The organism is Paenibacillus germinis, from assembly GCF_013141785.1.
In the GTDB taxonomy this organism is placed as follows: Bacteria; Bacillota; Bacilli; order Paenibacillales; family NBRC-103111; genus Paenibacillus_E; species Paenibacillus_E phytorum.
In genome coordinates, this window is record NZ_WHOC01000149.1 from 194,387 (window position 1) to 211,896 (window position 17,510).

Here is a 17,510-nt window from a genome sequence, read left to right on the forward strand (position 1 = left end):
TTTAATAAACTCTGTAATTCTGGTAGCTCATAGCCCCGATAACTCAAATAATTCTACTAGCTTTGATAACTTTGCTAACACTAGTACTCTGGCAGCACTCGAAACTGAGGTAACACCGGCAGCTCTGAAAACACAGGCAATCTGTTAATTCAGGTTGTTTTAATAGTAACGGTAGTAATGTTAACCCCACTGTTGAGTTGGTTGATTCGGCTGAAGTTGGTGTAGTTGGATAGATATTGGAGGAATTACTTTAAATTTGAAATTGTAATCAGATATCAGATCTGATTATCAGTTATTGTTGGTGGTTGGTTATTATTGGTTGTTGGCTATTTGTTATGGTTATTGGTTATGGTTATTGGTTATGATTATTAGTTATTGATTGGTATTGGTTGGTTGTTGGTTGTTGGTTGTTGGTTGTTGGTTGTTGGTTGTTGGTTGTTGGTTGTTGGTTGGTGGTTGGTGCTTGGTACTTGGTGCTTGCTGTTGGTGCTTGCTGTTGGTGCTTGGTGCTTGGTGCTTGGTGCTTTGTGCTTGGTGCTTGGTACTTGTGCTTGGTGTTTGTTGTTGGTGCTTGTTGGCTTGTGCTTGGTGCTTTGTGCTGCTTTGTGCTTTGTGCTTGGTGCTTGGTGGTATTGGGTGTTATTGGTTGGTGGCTGGTGCTTTTGGCTTTTGGCTTTTGGCTTGGCTTTTGGTTGTTACTTGTTACTTGTTACTTGTTGCCTGTTGGTTCTTAGCTATTAGTTTTTCGTTTAAGTTGTTCCATTTTCACTCATTGTAGATACCACAGAATTTACGTTTTGTTGACGAGTAGCCTGGGCTGACTATTCCTCACAGTAGCTGAAAGTACCAAAGCTACATATATAATTTATTGCCATTTGGCTATTCTGCCCTTTCAAGGTGATTTTACTAAAATTGGTCGCATCTATGCCGAGATCGATGTTGCATTGCAGCTATAAATAAAATTTCATAAATGAAAATAACCTCTGTCTTGAGACTGAGGTTATTTCCCGAAACTTTTTAGAAGAATATCATCAACTTATTGATAGAATGAGAGTACCTTTTGCTGAAAGTGTAACGGTATTGGTTACTGGTTGACCTGCTATTAAATCCGTTCCATTTAAGGTTCCTAAATCTACGTTAACGGGTTGATCATTGTGATTTAGGATAAACAGATATGTTTCATTCTCATTGGTTCTTTGTGAAATTTCAACACCAGGGACTGGAGGAATTGGTGCTGTTATGCCTTTTTCTTTGCACAAATTCGCTAGAAAACCCTGCAAAAAGGATGGCTCAGGACTAGTTGCTACATACCAAGCATGACCTGCCCCGAATTTATTTACGGTTAGTGCTGGCATTCCTTGATAGAAATCGCTGCCATAGACCGCTTTTATCTCGGCTCCTTCTGAATGGATTAAGTCACATAGAAGTCCACATTTGTACTCACCGCTGAGTGCCCCCCATGGTTCTGTTAGCACGATTTGGTTGCTTTGGTCAGGGAAAAGCGCATCGATTTCTTCTGCCCATATTCCGAGTACCTCACGCAATTCACCAGGGTAGCCGCCAAGTGAGACGATATCGTTCTCATTTACTATTCCGCTAAAGAATGTCGTCAGGAAGGTTCCTCCTGAACGGACGAAGTCCTCCACCCGCTTCGCGTAGCCTTTTTTCACCATGTAAAGCACAGGCGCAATAACGATATCATAGTCTGATAGATCTGTGTCTGTACCTATTAGATCGGCTTGAATATTTTGCTGAAATAGGGCGTCATAATATTTGTGGACTTCATCCACATATTTGAGGGCAACGGTTGGGCCACTGGACAGTTCTATGGCCCAGCGATTCTCCCAATCGAAAACGATAGCGACCCGAGCTTTGATTCTAGTATCCAGAAGGCTGTCGGAGAGTTTTTGCAGTTCAGACCCGAGCTCCGCGCATTCGCGGAACACTCGTGTATGTTCATGTCCAACGTGCTCGATGACAGCTCCGTGATATTTTTCGCATGCACCTACTGATCGTCGAAGCTGGAAAAACAACACAGTATCCGCACCATGAGCCACTGCCTGATAGCTCCAAAGCTTCATAACACCGGGACGTTTAAGTGAATTATAGGGCTGCCAGTTCTGTTGGCTAGGAGTTTGTTCCATAAGCATGAATGGCTGTCCTTGCTTCAAACCGCGCATCAGGTCATGTGTCATGGCGGTCAGACTAATAGGTGTATTTAGGGAAGGATAATTATCCCATGAGACAACATCTAAATGCTTAGCCCATTTGAAATAGTCTAATTCTTTATAAAGTCCCATTAAATTCGTTGTTACGGGTAGGTCAGGTGTATGTTTTTTGATGGCGTTATATTCTAGTTTATAACAGTCAAGTAAACTATCCGACATAAAACGGCGGTAATCGAGCGAGATTCCTTGGAAGTTGGTATTATCCACTCCCCATTCTTCGGAAAGGGCATTTGGTGGAACGATTTCTTCCCATTCATAGAAGGTATGACCCCAGAAACCTGTATTCCACACTTTATTCAATGTCTCGAGTGTTGTATAACGCTCTTGGAGCCAATTTCGGAAGCCGTCCGCGCAATGATTGCAGTAACAATAGCCACCGTATTCATTAGAAACATGCCAGATTAGTACGGCAGGGTGATCTTTGTAGCGTTCAGCAAGCTTTTCTGCTATGCGTTCCGAATATTTTCGATAGGTCGGACTGTTTGGACATGAATTATGTCGTCCTCCGAATTTACGTTTACGCCCCTCAAAATCAACTCGCAGAACATCCGGATATTTACGTGCCATCCATGCAGGATGAGCACCTGTACTTGTTGCTAGACATACGTAGGTTCCATTCTCATAAAGACGGTCGATAATTTCATCCAGCCATGCAAAGTCGTAGGTACCTTCATTCGGCTGTGAGAGCGCCCACGAAAAAACATTTAAGGTCGCAACATCAATCCCTGAAAGTTTAAACATCCGTAGATCTTCATTCATTATCTCTTTGTCCCATTGTTCTGGGTTGTAGTCTCCGCCATACCAAATTTTAGGAAGTTTCTGGTTTATCAAGTTTTGCACCTCTTTTAATTTTTATTAGTATAAGAATAAGTACATTGTATTGGATTATTATCAGGCTTAAAATATAATATTCTTACACCTTTATATAATAAAATGGAACAGGATCGTGATAAATGCATAAAAGATATGAATTAATGCCTTCAACTTCGCAACCGTTTCCATTATTTATTGAAAGCATTGGTCACCATGAGGATCAAGAAAAGTTATTAAGACCTGAGGGTTTTCCTAGTTATCATTGGCTGCAAACTTATTCAGGTGAAGGGGAATTCACTATGGACGGGAAAAAATTCCGCTTAACAAAAGGTTCTGGGGTATTGCTGCTTCCGGGTGTACCACATTCTTATTGGGCAGTAACTGAACAATGGTGCACGCAATATGTCACATTCGGAGGGACTTGTGCTGATGCCATTCTTCGTTCATTTGATTTAATGGAGTCTGCTATTTTTCGTTGGGATGAGGAAGGTCCGCTGCAAGTGGAAATAGGACGAATTTTAGCCAATATGGATGCAGCCCTCGAATATTCGGGGTACGAAGCCTCTGCGGATTTATATCACTTTCTAATTCAGCTAAAAAAGCATGGACAAATCAATAACCGCGCCTCTATTCGCAATCAGATGGTCCAGCTGCAACCGTTAATAATTTGGCTTGAAAGTCACTACGATAACCCTGATATAGGACTTGAAGAAATGGCTGGCATCTTAGAAATTACGCCTAGACACATGAATACACTGTTTCAACATGCCTTTGGGCTATCCCCTTATTCCTATTTAATTATGATGCGTCTTCGCAAATCCAAAGAGATGCTATTGAAACAGCAGCATCAGACTGTCAAGGATGTGGCTGAGCAGGTAGGTTTTCGAGATACAAGCCACTTTGTCGCGAGTTTTCGCAAGCATGTCGGACTCACACCCGAGCGTTTCAGACAAATGAATTAGTATGCTATAATAAAAATATAGTTACTATTTTTTTATCAAAGGAGTCTAATTATGATTATTGAAATATTTCAAGATATTGTTTGTCCATGGTGCCGTATCGGCAAAAAGAATTTGACTGATGCGTTAGCCAATTTTACATCGGAGCCTGTTGAAGTCCACTATCGTGCTTACCAGCTCGACCCTTCAACACCTACTGAGGGATCACCTTTCCGTGATGTTATGCTTCAAAAGGTACGAGCGGACGAGGCGAAGCTGAGCGGCATGCTGCAGCAGGTTACGCAGGCTGGTCAAGGATCGGGATTACATTTCGATTTCTCCAAAGTTGAGAAGATGCCAAATACATTAAAGGCCCATCAGCTCATCGCTATCGCACCGGAAGATCATAAAAAAGATCTTGTTGACGATTTGTTTAAAGCTTACTTTGAAGATGGAAAAGATATTGGTAATGTGGATGTTTTGCTTGATTTTGCTGAGAAAATTGGCATGAATCGTGAACAGACCTCCACTCGTTTAAGTGCAAAGGAAGGGTTAGAGCAGGTCGAGGATGATCTTGATTTTGCCAGACAAGCTGGTGTTTCGGGGGTTCCCTTTTTCGTAATCAATCGTAAATATGCACTTACTGGCGCTCAGCCTTCAGCCACCTTCCTGCAAGCCCTACAGCAAATCAGTGAGGAGCAGAAAGAAGAAGAGGCTTAAAGCAAACAAAACCGACTCTCTCATTATTGAGAAAAAGTCGGTTTTTTATTTTATTACACGAATGGATTAAGCTGTGTATAGTTTTTTCCCAAATATTTGCTTGTAAAATAATGCACTAATAATCACTACAGCTGCAAAAATAAGAAGAAGATTGCTATACGGTACTGCTTTTATCGTATTCAAAATCGGATTCTTGTAAACTTCCATCATGCCGCCATCTAACAGTTTGGCAACAAGTGCCGTTCCTACCGCGCCTGAGATAAACGAAATGAGGTTAAACAATCCCATCCCTACACCCGTCTCATGCACTTCCAGCGTCAAGGATACGCGGTTAGCTAAAGCAGTCTGAATAAAGGAAAAACCAACATAGGTAGGAAGCAATGCTGCTGAAATGAGCCAAGGGGAATGACCTACCGTGAGAGCAATGGCCGCGAGACTTACAAACAAAAGCCCCATTCCAATGTACACAACGAAGTTATTTCCCTTCTTGTCTGCCAAATTACCGCCTATTGTTCCGAACACAACAGCACAAATAGCACCAGGGAACAAGATGAGACCGATCATACTCGTACTCAAGTCATTTACTGTCGCCAGCATCAAAGGAATTACAAACATAATACCCATCACTGTACAGAAAATGAGAAAACCAACGATCAAACCGCCACGCAGCAGCTTGTTACGGAACAAGGCAGGCTCGATAAAAGGCTCTTTAGCTCGGCGAATATGAGCAACGAACCAAATGAATAAGACCACACTCGCGGCCAAATAGTACCAATGAGGGAATGATAAATATACCGTGATACCCGCCACTGAAAAAGCAACGAGGACCGCACCAAGAATGTCGACACTGCCTTCTTTGCGCTTCTCCTCAGGTAATATCTGTCTGAAGAAAGGAATTGAAATCAGTGTAAATAGTGGAATGATAAATAGATATGTCCAATGCAAGGTTGATGAGACAAATCCGCCAACAACGGGGCCAACTGCAATAGCAAATGATACGGTAGATGTTAAAATTCCGAATATTTTCCCCCGATCCGAAGGAGAAAAGTATCGTGCCACCACGACCATGATTAATGCCGGAATAGCCGATGCGCCTGCACCTTGAACCGCGCGGGCAAAAATGACGGCTGGATACCAAGCTTGAAGAAGAAAGCCCAGAGCGGAACCTACGCTATAGATGACGATTCCTGCAACAATTAGCTTTTTCAAGCTGAAAATATCGGATAAACGGCCATAAATAACCGATCCTATCCCAAAGAAAATAATAAATGTGGTGAGTACCCAACTCACACCTGTCGGGGTAATCGCGTATTGCTTGGCGATTGCTGGCGTGGAAACGTTAAAAACCGTTTCATTCAACACCGCGAAAAAAATAAGAAAAATAATCCATGGCACAGCCTTCTTGGCATCTAAAACCTTCTCTTGTGTCATGTCTGTTGCTGTAGCAACATGCTGCATGGTTTCCACCTCCATAATCTATGTCTCCAGCCATCTTATCATAAGAGTTTCTTATATTGACTGGAAAAAACAATTACAATCAACTAACTGTAATATTTTTCATAACAATTAACTGTAATATTAAATGTTATAGTTAGGACTGTCAAGGGCTATCTTTCATCTTTTCCGATAATATAAGATAATGGACGAATGGAAATGGCTTATATAGAACAGGAGTTCAACGAATGACTAATTTACTTCAAACACTTAAGCATGTACCCTCTCGCATTTTGATTATTGTATTACCTTTTCTACTGATGGGCATGGTTGAATACTTAGAAAGAGGCTCCTATGAAGAACTTCATAAATGGGTCATGTCTCACCCACTTTCGATGGTTCTTGCATACTTTGTTGTTGGTACTATATATTTGTTCCTTATTGCATTAACGGGTCGAAGCCGATTATCCTTTTGGATGCTTTGTGCAATATTGCTTCCTCTAGGTGCAATTAGCGGTAGTAAATTAAAAGCCATTGGAGCGCCTTATTATCCATGGGATCTTGTATTTAATAATCAAATTGTTGAGTACAAGGCATTTTTGCAAGGGTATCTTAATTTTAGAATAATGGGTACAGTTGTGATCTTCCTCGTGATAATTGCTTTATTATTTCATTTGGTTTTCCTGCATCGACGAATCCAATTCACATGGATTGAACGTAGTATTTATGCTGTTATTGCTATCATCATGGCGACTAGTCTTTATACGGACAAGCCGATTCCTTTCATGAATTTATATGGCATTTATACGGTGCCTTGGGATCAAACGATCACCTACGAGGAGAATGGATACTTATATTCCTCTGTACAGATGTTAGGTTTTCTGAAAGTCGCAAAACCAGAGGGATACAGTAAAAAAGCAATCACATCCATTCTGGAGCAGATTCCAGAGAAAAAACCAGCAAGTGATAAAAAACCAAACATCATTGTGGTGCTTGGAGAATCTTTCTGGGATCCAACGATTATGAAAAATATCTCGTTTAGTCGAGATCCTATCCCGAATTTACATCAACTTCAGAAATCGTATACCAGCGGTTGGATGTTATCTCCACAATTCGGAGGTAGCACCGCAAATGTTGAATTTGAAGTCTTATCGGGTAATTCCATGCGATTCTTTGGGAAATCACCGGATAAAATATTGCCTTACATTGAATATATGAATCATGGTGTTGACTCTTTAGCAAGTATAACAACGAGGCAGGGTTATACCGCCACCTCAATTAATCCGTTCTTCAGCTATTTCTTCGATAGCAGAAAGGTGTATAAGCATTTTGGGTTTTCACGTTTCATAGCAAGTGAGTTTTTCCCGAATGATTTTGAAGGCCCGAACTATGCGGACCGAGCTGTTGTAAAGAAGATTATTGAGGAAACGGAGAAAAGCAAGGGGCCTGATTTCATTTTCGCGAACACGATGGAGAATCATCATCCCTTCAAACCAGGTAAGTTCATCAAAAACACGATTGAAGTGAAAGGAGATATTACACCTGAATCCAAAGGTATTTTGGAGACATATGCACAGGGTATCTCGGGTACTGACAAAGCGCTTCAGTCCCTAGTGGACTATTACTCAAAAAAATCCGAGCCAACGATCATTCTCTTTTTCGGGGATCATTTACCTTTTTTCGAGGAAAACTATAAGGTTTACCGCGATGCTAAATATGTCCTTCCTGATGATCCAGATTTGTATACGAAGACACATTACACGCCTTTCTTGATTTGGAACAATTTCCTGGCTGCAGATCAAGAAAAAACGGATCTTAAAATGAGCCCTTCCTTTTTAGGACCTAAGGTTCTTCAAATGGCTGGTGTTCAAGGTAGTTACTACACAGACTATCTCTACACATTGTCGCAAAAAATTCCTGTCATTCCTCCAAATGAGATGTGGGACAAGTATCAAATCAAAGAAAGTGATCTCTCTGGCTACATGAAACTTCAATACGACAACTTATTCGGAGGCCGTTATGGGTACGAAGCCAAGGGCATTAAAAACTCGATTGTACAACCTGGATATACTTTGGGGTACGGTGATCCCGTTATAACAAAAGTGAATCGAAGTGAAAACAAACTTCAGGTTGTTGGTAAGCCCTTTTATTCTTCTTGTAATGTTTATATTGATGGCGTAGCGTTTAAATCCAATTTTGATGGTGATGATACGCTTTATGTCGATCTGTCGGATAACCCACCTTTAGAGGCAGGAAAATCTCATCAAGTCGAAGTGCGTATTCATGATGATAAAAAGATGAAGATCGGCCAATCTAACCTTTATCCGCTCCCCTAGTCATGACTCTAGCCCCCCTCGAATAGGATGAAGCATATCCTGTAGCCGAGGGGGTTTTTCATGCACCCACGTATACCGCCTGCTCATGTTCATTTCTTTGAAATAATAACTTCAGAAGAATTAAACCATCATCATTTATTACGACTATATTCGTTTAATGTAAACGGTACAGCTTACGACAATCACGTACATCAATACTCAGGCATTTCCGGCATCCGATATGGCCATTATCATGCCTATTATGGTACGACAGGGCCTGCCATTGCACTCCAGGATGGAACTCACTTTCATTTACTTGATGGCACTATTGAACTGAACGCTTACAACACCTCGCGTGGAGGTGCGCTGGTCAAATCTAAGCAAATTGAAGGACTTATTACGGAGCAACACCGGCACAGTTACACTGGTTATTCATCTGTTGGTATGAGCTATGAACCTTGGTGAGGCATCATGAAATGGAAAAGTAAAAGAGTCAAGTATGAAGGCTGATGCGCCTTCCCTTGACTCTTTTTGAGTGTTACTGCAATGGTTCAATATGGATAGACCAATTGAATTTGAATGACTCTCCCGCTGCTAAGCCTTGGGCACCTGAAATTTCTGGTGAAAAGGGCTCGTTGAACACGTTCATGATACTTGTATATGGTTCAAGCGACACAGCTTCCGCCCACGGCGCTGTGAATAGCACATGAATGGGAAACTTGTCTCCCATGTCGTACACGAGCTTAGTCCCCCGAGCTTCATAGTGAAGCTCGCAAGTTTGCGTGCCCGGCTCGATGCTGAGCATCTGCGAGCCGCCTGGGTAATTCGGCAGCTCCGTAACGAGCGTGCCTTGCTGCAGCGCCGCAGTGAGCGGCGAAGACGCGGGCTCCGCCGCCGCGAAGCCATCCGTGCTGAGCGGCCACTCCGCCGCCGCAGGGATCACGACCCGCACGCGGCTGGCTTCGCCTTTCGCGAACGCGAAGTACGGGTGAAAGCCAAGAGATAGCGGCATCGTCTGGCCGCTACGGTTGGCGATTTCACCGCTGAGCGACAGCGTACCGTCCTTCAGACGGTACGTGAAGCGAAAGCATGCGGCGTGTGGATAATACGCCAGCATGTCCGGATGCTCCGCGAAGTCGAACTCCGCGGAGACATACGCCCCGCCAGCGGCATCCGCGCCGCTGGCTACGACCTTCCACGGCCGCTCGCGCAGCTCGCCGTGGGCGTGGTCCGGCTCCCGATTCACGGGGAGCCTGTACTCGCGGCCTTCGAAGAAGAAGGCCGCAAGCTTGACACGCCCCGGCGGGAACAGAATGGGTACGCCGTAGCGCGAAGAATTGACGCGAAGCTCAGCCAAGCTGGCTGGCTTCGCAATGTAGGCATGGTTCCGCACATCGAAGCGGAACAGATGCAATCCGACGGCCGGGATGATTTCGGCCTCGGCCTGGGCATGATGGTCGACTAGGCGAAGGGTCGACTCCCCGTCCCACTCGCTGTTGATAATCTCGTACTGACTCATGATGAATCCTCCTTAGTGTTTTGCATTAGAAATACTCTCTTCTTAAGCATTAGCATAACGTTCTTGTTTTCTTATGCGTTGCTTAATTCATTTGCATTTGCCTAGCACGTTTTTGATAGTAAGTAGATATCAACGCAATTCCTAGTACAAGGATAATGGTGGTGACCAAGCTGCCTTCAGCCCCAAAATCCGCTCCAGAAATAAGCGAAGCTCCCTGTATCTCGGTCTTAATGAGCGACGGCATCGGTGTACCAGATACTTCAAATCCGAGGATACAGCCCTGAAAAAAATTCCAAGATAAGTGCATTCCTATCGGCATCCACAACCCGCCCGAGTACTCTCGACTTAAGGCAAATAATAGGCCTGCAAGTAGTAAATTCATGATTGGAAGCGGCGAACTCCACATACCTGGATTAAATGTATGCAAAAAGGCAAATACAACCGTCGAAACCGTAATACCAGAAATGGTGCCGAACCTTTCCTTCACCAGTCCTTGTAAATAGCCGCGTGCGAATAACTCTTCATTAATAGCAACTCCTACGAAGAGTAAAAAGCCCCACGTCAGCTCGAGCCCGAGCGTTCCAGTCCATTGAAACGACACGATCTTAATCCCACCCAGCAGCCATATCCCTGCACTGCTGATTGTAATAAGTAAAGCGCCTGCAGCGAAGCCTTCACCGAATCTTCTGCCAAGCAAGTGAGTTTGAAGTCCAAGTGTCCAGCCTTTACGTCTTTCGAAAATGGCATACGAAAGAACAACCCCGCTAATAAAACCGATAATTTGCGCCCACAAGGCTGACTTTATAAAGAATGGATCCCCAGCAACTCCTGCCATACTAATATCATGAGCAGGATGCCTTAGAATCGCTACAACCGCAGCAGCAACTGATAATAGCACGGTAATCACAACAATGAAAACGAGGGTTAATAGTACTTTACCCACAATCGTCAGAATGGATAAAGACTTTCGCTTCTTTACCTCGATAAGGTTCCACTCCCTTCTAAACCACTTATTCGAGAACAAATCGCCTATTTCCTGCCAACTTACGAAGGAAAGGATGCTCTTGTGCAAATGTTGGCTCCATGCCACAATAGAAGAAACATCTGATTCATTTGACGGAGGAAACATGCTTTTTGTTCTATTTGCACTCTGGATCATCGCGTTGGGGCTTGTCATGGTTGATCCACGATCCAGTACGATGCGCTGGATGAGCGCTATTGCTTTTACCGGTGGCTTCGGCGCCCTTGCTGCCGTTTTGTCTGAAACCTTTATCCCCTATATCCAGCAAACAGTACCCAACCCATCCATTAGTGCTCTACTTTATCGTGTCATGGGCATTAGCTCACTGATATCTTACTATGGCTTGCCATATTCATTTGCCATGCTTTCTTTGAGATATAACGCATACTGGCAGAAACCAGCTATTCAAACGTGGCTGCCAGTAGGACTACTCATTCCTCCAATTGCCTGCATACTGTTCACACCCGGTTATACCGAGGAAATGCCCATTACCTTTCCCATCGTAGCCTTCTGGGCTGTTCCTTATATTTTCATTGGTGCTGTACTCATTGTAATCAAAACAGAACGGCTCCCGGCTATGAAGCGAACGCATTTGTTCACCTGCTTAGCCCTCCTTCCGCCTATCCTTTGTGTAGGCATACTTAATTACGTTATGCCAAGCTTCGGTTTTTACCGTATGTGGGTCTATCACGTATGGATTCTTGCTTTCGTTGTGCCTTTTTTCGTGTTCACCTTTTTCAAATACGGTTTTCTCGGAATGCGTCTGCTCATCGAACGTCGCAAGCTGGACTCGACGCTCCGCGCCATCACATCGGGAACCGCGATTTTAAACCATTCGATTAAAAATGATGTCGGGAAAATGCGTTTGTTCTTCGAAAAAATGAAGCAACATGCCGAGGAAACGAATCAACCAGAACTTAAGCAGGACATCGATGTCGTTATGGGGGCTTCCATGCATATCCGTGACATGATTAGCCGAGTACACGAACAAACACAAGAGCTTCCTCTTCGAGTATCTTCAGTCGATTTGTCGGAGCTTATTAATGAAGTTTTTCTTCCTCTTGGACCTTACCTAAGTAAAATTCAGGTGAACCAAAGCATCCCTGAGAACCTAATTCTTGAATTAGATCCCATGCAAATTGCTGAAACGTTAACTAATGTACTCATGAATGCGGTAGAAGCTATGCCCAAAGGCGGCGAGCTTACAATTAAAGCGTTTCATGCTAAAAAGAACATTATTTTGGAAATAAGAGATAGCGGAATAGGCATGGAGAAATCCGTACTAAAGCAAGTATTAGAACCGTTTTATACGACCAAAAGCGGCAGTCATAGCAACTTTGGACTCGGACTCGCCTACTGCTATAGTGTTATGAAGAAACATGGAGGGGCCTTGGAATTAAGCAGTTCGCTGGGGAAAGGAACAAGTGTGTTTCTAACCTTCCCTGGCAACCGACTAAAGAAATAAGGGGGATTCTTACTTGGAACCAATTCGGATTTTGATTGTTGAGGATGACCTTGATTGGCTTCGCGGCCTTAAAGCCTATTTGAATCGTCAGCCAGATTTGAAAGTCGTGGCCACCGTATCAACTGCAGAAGAAGCAAGGGAACTATTTGCTAATGCGGAACCAGAAGCAGAAATCGTTCTTATGGATATCATGCTGCAAGACGAGCCAGCGGGCATTGGACTTGCTGAACAAGCGCTCTTATCTTGGGGAGTAAAAGTAATTATGCTTACTTCGATGGAGGAAAAAGATTTCATCTTCCGTTCCTTTCAAGCCGGCGCTATTGACTACCAGATCAAATCTCGATTCGAAGAGCTTCCCACCATTATTCGAGCCGTACATGCACGCCAATCTTCGATTAACGCGGCAGTAGCTGAACAGATGAGGGAGGAATTCCGCAGGCTCAAACGGTTAGAACACCAATTCAAAGTCAAAGAAGTCAGCGATCTAATTACGCCTACAGAGCTTCAGGTACTTGAGATGATTGATCAAGGACATACGCAAACGGAAATTGCAAACCGCTTTTTCATATCCTTGCGAACCGTCAAAATCCATGTGGGTCATATCTTAAAGAAACTAGGTAGTCCGAGCAGCAAAGATGCTGCACAGAAAATCAGAGACTTGGGTTTGTTTGAACGAGGAAATAAAACGGACGGAGACAGCAAAGGGGACTAATGGATGTCCCGCTTCTTGAAACGTCCTCCCTTGACATCGTGGATATTGCCAACTGCGAGAAACGCTGCAGGATCGAGCTCATCCACGATGGATTTCAACTTCGCTTCCTCCAGCCGCGTAATTACACAGAAGATGACCTTTTTGTTATCTCCCGTGAAGCCGCCTTCCCCTTCCAGATAAGTGACACCGCGCCCTAAGCGGTCGAGAATCGCTTCACCGATTTGTCTGAAGCTATCACTGATGATCCACACGGACTTCGACTCATCAAACCCTTCAATGGTCACGTCAATCATTTTATAAGCAATAAAATAAGCTATTAGGGAATACATCGCACGATCCCAACTGTATACAAACCCTGCGCTGCCTAGAATGAATAGGTTGAAAAACATCACAATCTCGCCTACAGAGAACGGTATCTTTTTGGAAACGAGAATCGCAACAATTTCTGTACCATCGAGTGAACCCCCGAAACGAATCACCATTCCTACCCCAATACCGAGAATAATGCCGCCGAATACAGCTGCAAGCAAAGGATCATTGGTTAGCTCTTTCACGGGGTGCAGCAGATACGTTCCTGTGGACATTACCAGGATTGCGAAAAGCGTTGATAATGCAAACGTTTTTCCTATTAGTTTATATCCGATAAACAGGAATGGAAGATTTAATAAGGTCAAAAATATCCCGACTTGAAAATTGGTTAGATAAGATAAAATGATGGATATCCCCGTGATGCCCCCGTCAATAATTCTGTTAGGGACTAAGAAAATTTCCAATCCAATTGACATTAGCACCGCACCTAAAAATAAAAACACGCTGCGTCGAAGTAAAGCTCTTTTGGTCATTCTTCGATGCTGCATTTGCATTGTCGCTTTTTTCACATATTGAACTTGTTCCTCCGCCATGCCTTCCCCTCCATTTCTCTATCTTCTATACTTACATTTCTCGACAAAACCATCTTTTTCCTGCCTATTAAGCCTTTCTTTTGATACTTTATTATAAAAAAAGTTAGATATAATACCATCGAATATTACCGTCGGCCGTGGTATAATGATGGCTGTTGCCATTTACAATTTCTTAATTTGAAAGTCATAGGAGACACATATGAACCAGCACATTAGCCGCTTATTGCTTCTGACCAGGCAACGATTGCCACTATTATTAATTGCCTTAATTCCTGTATTGATCATGGAAATTTTGAGCCGCGGGAACTATATAGAAATGATTACTTGGAGTTATAAGCATCTGCTTGAACTGCTATTCAATGAATGGATCGTCATCAGCTTGCTATTATTGTTCATCGCCATGATTGGCCGAACTAGAATTGCTTATTGGGTCATTTCAGGTATACTTCTTACCTTGGCCCTCATCAGTGGTGTAAAGCTGAAAATATTAGGTGTCCCTTTGACACCCTGGGATATCGTTTTGGCCGGCGAAGCCTCGGATATGGTGAAATATATCTCGAATATTTTAAGCTTCAAAATTTTGATAATCATTCTTTTGTTCCTGGTGGCCAGTTATTTCTTGTTATACCGCACGACCTTATTCTCGAAAAAGGTTGCACTAAAAGAACGTGGGATCCTTGCCGTAATTGCGGTTGTTATGTTGTCTGCGGTTTACACGGATCTCCCCCTTCCGATTCAGAAATGGTGCGGTATCCACGCATCCGTATGGAACCAAGTTGAGAATACCAAAACGAACGGCTATGCATTAGCAACGTTTCTAAATACCAAGTCGATGTTTACCGATAAACGTGAAGGCTACGATGATAAAGCTGTTGAAGCTATTGTTAGTAATACACCTAAGCCGATTAAAGCTGGGGATCCTAACAACCCTGTAAAACCAAACGTTATTGTCGTGTTAAGTGAGGCTTTCTGGGATCCAACCGTTATCAAAGGTGTGGAATTCAGCCGTGATCCGATTCCATTCTTCCATAAGCTGCAGCAGACGGGGACAAGCGGTACGATGCTTTCACCGCAATATGGCGGGGGTACAGCCAATGTCGAGTTTGAGGTTTTGACAGGTAACTCCATGCGTTTCCTACCGCAAGGCTCTATCGCCTACAATCAATTCCTTACGAATGAAGTAGATTCTTTGGCAAGTATTTACGCCAGACAAGGCTACACATCAACGGCGATAAGTCCTTTCTACAACTGGTATTTCAACAGTAATAAAATATATAAGTACTTTGGGTTCTCCAAGTATATTCCAATCGAATACTTTAAGCCTAACTATTCTGGTCCTTATATCGCAGACAGCGAAGTTGCTGCCAATATTATTCATGCGACTGACCAAAGCGATGGACCCGATTTCGTATTTGCTAACACGATGGAAAACCATTTTCACTTTTTCCCAGGTAAGTTCCCAAAAAATACAATCGATGTTACTGGCAATATGTCTCCTTCTTCTCAAGGTATGCTTGAAACGCTTGCCCAAGGCATTAATGCCTCAGATAAAATGTTGAAGGAATTAGTTGAGTACTACGAGAAAAAGGGTGAACCAACGATTATCGCTTTCTGGGGAGACCACTTACCAGCCCTGGGTGATGATTATGCCACTTACATTGACACTAAGTATATTAGCGGCAAAGACGATCCCGATTTCCTGAAAAAGATGTACAGCGTTCCGCTCGTCGTTTGGAACAATTTTGACCAAGGGCGCAAAGATACATTAAATATTAGCCCTTCTTTCTTAGGCCCTTATCTTATTGAATTATCCAAACAGCAAGGCAGCTATTATACCGATTATTTAAGTCAACTTTCAAAAAAGATCCCTGTCATCCCACCGAAGGATCATTATGAGGCAATGCATATTAACGAACAGGACCTTAAGGATTACGAGACTTTGCAGTATGATATCATTTTCGGTGATCGACATGCTTACAAGGATTATAAAATTCCCATTATAGATTCCAAGTATATGCTCGGATTTGGACCGATCACCCTTGATAAAGTCGAATCAGATACGCAGGATCTATCTGGACGTTCAAGTGTAACCCTAACGGTGAGAGGAAGCAATATCCCTGCCCTTGGCTACGTTACTTTAAATGGCAAAGCCCTTCCAAGCACGTGGCAAGATGAACATACACTGACTGCTAAGGTCGAAGGTCATTTACTCAAAGCTGGAATCTGGGACATTCAAGTGAATGTGAAAGATTCTAAGGAAACCATCGTTGGTAAATCAAACACCTTGCCTATCGAAATAGGCGGGCGTTAAGCTTAGTTGGACGACTAGACCCCTTTTCTCTAATTTGAGAAAAAGGGGTCTTTTCTAATAAAAAAAGCTCAATCCACGAATGGATGAGCTTTTCAATATAGAATGACCTATTACAGGGAGATGATTTTTCCAGTTGCTTCGGATTCGAAGGCTGCAAGGATGACTTGCAAGGAGCGAAGCCCCTCTTCGCCGGAAATACGCGGCTTTTGGCCTTCCAGAATGCTCGTAATGAACTCGTCAATGACACCACTATGCGTTTGTTTCTCGTTCGTAGCGATTTGTCCGACTTTATAACGTTCAACCGTACCATCACGAAGCTCAACGATGACTTGGTCGTTCGGATCGGTATCGATTTTGATAACACCATTCTCACACCATAACACGGTTGAGTTGTCTTGACCTTTATAATAAGTCCAGCTAGCAACTAGTGAGCCAGTCGCGCCGCTTTTCATGCGAATCAAACAAGTTGCGTTATCGTCAACATCTGTACCTTCTTTATGAAGGGTACCGACGAAAGCAGCTACTTGTGCAACCTCATCAGCAAGCAACCAGCGAATTAAATCTGACTTGTGTACGCCAAGATCGCCCATCGCGCCCATTGTTGCTTCTTCTTTGCGGAAGAACCAGCTTTCTCGTCCGTCCACACTCCATCCTTCCGGACCTGGATGTCCGAAAGATGTACGGAATGTCAGAACTTTACCCAATTTGCCGGAATTCAAAATTTCTTTGGCTTTGACATGTGGAGGCATCAGGCGTTGGTTGTGACCGACCATTAAAAACACGCCATTTTTCTTTGCTGCTTCAATCATTGCCTCAGCTTCTTCTGCTGTTGAAGCCATTGGCTTCTCCACCAGAACATGAGCGCCTGCATTTGCAGCGGCAATGGATACTTCAGCATGAAGAAAGTTCGGTGTACATACACTAACTGCATCCACTTTCTCCTGCTTCAACATTTCGGTATAGCTGCTGTATGCCTTGCCACCGTGCAGCTTTGCATAGTGTTCCGCTCTCTCCAGAACAGGATCGACAAAAGCAACGAGTTCAACATTCGAATTCCAAGAATATTCCGGGATATGTCTATGTTTAGCTATAGAACCGCAACCTACTACGGCTACTTTAATTTTACTCATGT

The 17,510-nt window shown here is 43.3% G+C and carries 14 protein-coding genes; 8 read left to right on the plus strand and 6 right to left on the minus strand.

The genetic code is table 11. The features are described 5' to 3' along the window. The first annotated feature begins 410 nt into the window (after window positions 1–410). Entirely contained in the window at window positions 411–734 is a 324-nt protein-coding gene (locus tag GC102_RS28370) for a hypothetical protein (RefSeq protein ID WP_216628188.1), read from the plus strand. Between the two features lie 297 nt (window positions 735–1,031). Here the strand turns inward: GC102_RS28370 and GC102_RS28375 are convergent, their stop codons facing one another. Then, the gene (locus GC102_RS28375) at window positions 1,032–3,059 is read right to left on the minus strand and encodes a beta-galactosidase (RefSeq protein WP_171692472.1); all 2,028 of its coding nucleotides are present in this window, start codon (window positions 3,057–3,059) and stop codon (window positions 1,032–1,034) included. Between the two features lie 143 nt (window positions 3,060–3,202). On the opposite strand from GC102_RS28375, the gene GC102_RS28380 reads away from it, so the two are divergent. Further along, window positions 3,203–4,003: an AraC family transcriptional regulator gene (locus tag GC102_RS28380; RefSeq protein ID WP_246321166.1), complete on the plus strand. Its 801-nt coding sequence runs from the start codon at window positions 3,203–3,205 to the stop codon at window positions 4,001–4,003. A gap of 51 nt (window positions 4,004–4,054) precedes the next feature. Continuing rightward, window positions 4,055–4,699, plus strand: a complete 645-nt coding sequence (locus GC102_RS28385) for a DsbA family oxidoreductase (RefSeq protein ID WP_171692474.1) — start codon at window positions 4,055–4,057, stop codon at window positions 4,697–4,699. 66 nt (window positions 4,700–4,765) lie between these two features. On the opposite strand, the gene GC102_RS28390 is transcribed toward GC102_RS28385, so the two are convergent. Then, complete coding sequence (locus GC102_RS28390; protein ID WP_246321157.1) at window positions 4,766–6,157, minus strand: MFS transporter; 1,392 nt, start codon at window positions 6,155–6,157, stop codon at window positions 4,766–4,768. A gap of 224 nt (window positions 6,158–6,381) precedes the next feature. Here GC102_RS28390 and GC102_RS28395 point away from each other — a divergent pair, with 224 nt between their 5' ends. Further along, entirely contained in the window at window positions 6,382–8,469 is a 2,088-nt protein-coding gene (locus GC102_RS28395; RefSeq protein WP_171692475.1) for an LTA synthase family protein, read from the plus strand. Between the two features lie 60 nt (window positions 8,470–8,529). After that, window positions 8,530–8,913: a YmaF family protein gene (locus GC102_RS28400; protein WP_171692476.1), complete on the plus strand. Its 384-nt coding sequence runs from the start codon at window positions 8,530–8,532 to the stop codon at window positions 8,911–8,913. Window positions 8,914–8,986: 73 nt separating this feature from the next. Here the strand turns inward: GC102_RS28400 and GC102_RS28405 are convergent, their stop codons facing one another. Together GC102_RS28405 and GC102_RS28410 are read right to left on the minus strand one after the other, a co-directional pair. After that, on the minus strand, window positions 8,987–9,967 hold the full coding sequence (locus GC102_RS28405; RefSeq protein WP_171692477.1) for an aldose 1-epimerase: 981 nt from the start codon (window positions 9,965–9,967) through the stop codon (window positions 8,987–8,989). Window positions 9,968–10,049: 82 nt separating this feature from the next. Further along, on the minus strand, window positions 10,050–11,039 hold the full coding sequence (locus tag GC102_RS28410; protein ID WP_171692478.1) for a CPBP family intramembrane glutamic endopeptidase: 990 nt from the start codon (window positions 11,037–11,039) through the stop codon (window positions 10,050–10,052). A 55-nt stretch (window positions 11,040–11,094) separates the two neighbouring features. Between GC102_RS28410 and GC102_RS28415 the strand changes: the two genes are divergently transcribed. Further along, window positions 11,095–12,453: a sensor histidine kinase gene (locus GC102_RS28415; RefSeq protein ID WP_171692479.1), complete on the plus strand. Its 1,359-nt coding sequence runs from the start codon at window positions 11,095–11,097 to the stop codon at window positions 12,451–12,453. A 13-nt stretch (window positions 12,454–12,466) separates the two neighbouring features. Next, a complete protein-coding gene (locus GC102_RS28420; protein WP_171692480.1) occupies window positions 12,467–13,165 on the plus strand; it encodes a response regulator transcription factor in 699 nt (232 codons plus the stop codon). Here GC102_RS28420 and GC102_RS28425 read toward each other — a convergent pair. Next, a complete protein-coding gene (locus GC102_RS28425; RefSeq protein WP_376769417.1) occupies window positions 13,162–14,022 on the minus strand; it encodes a YitT family protein in 861 nt (286 codons plus the stop codon). The two genes, GC102_RS28420 and GC102_RS28425, sit on opposite strands and share 4 nt — an antisense overlap. Before the next feature lie 244 nt (window positions 14,023–14,266). On the opposite strand from GC102_RS28425, the gene GC102_RS28430 reads away from it, so the two are divergent. Next, entirely contained in the window at window positions 14,267–16,378 is a 2,112-nt protein-coding gene (locus GC102_RS28430) for an LTA synthase family protein (protein WP_171692481.1), read from the plus strand. Between the two features lie 110 nt (window positions 16,379–16,488). Here the strand turns inward: GC102_RS28430 and GC102_RS28435 are convergent, their stop codons facing one another. Further along, window positions 16,489–17,508, minus strand: a complete 1,020-nt coding sequence (locus tag GC102_RS28435) for a Gfo/Idh/MocA family protein (protein WP_171692482.1) — start codon at window positions 17,506–17,508, stop codon at window positions 16,489–16,491. Window positions 17,509–17,510 lie beyond the last annotated feature (2 nt).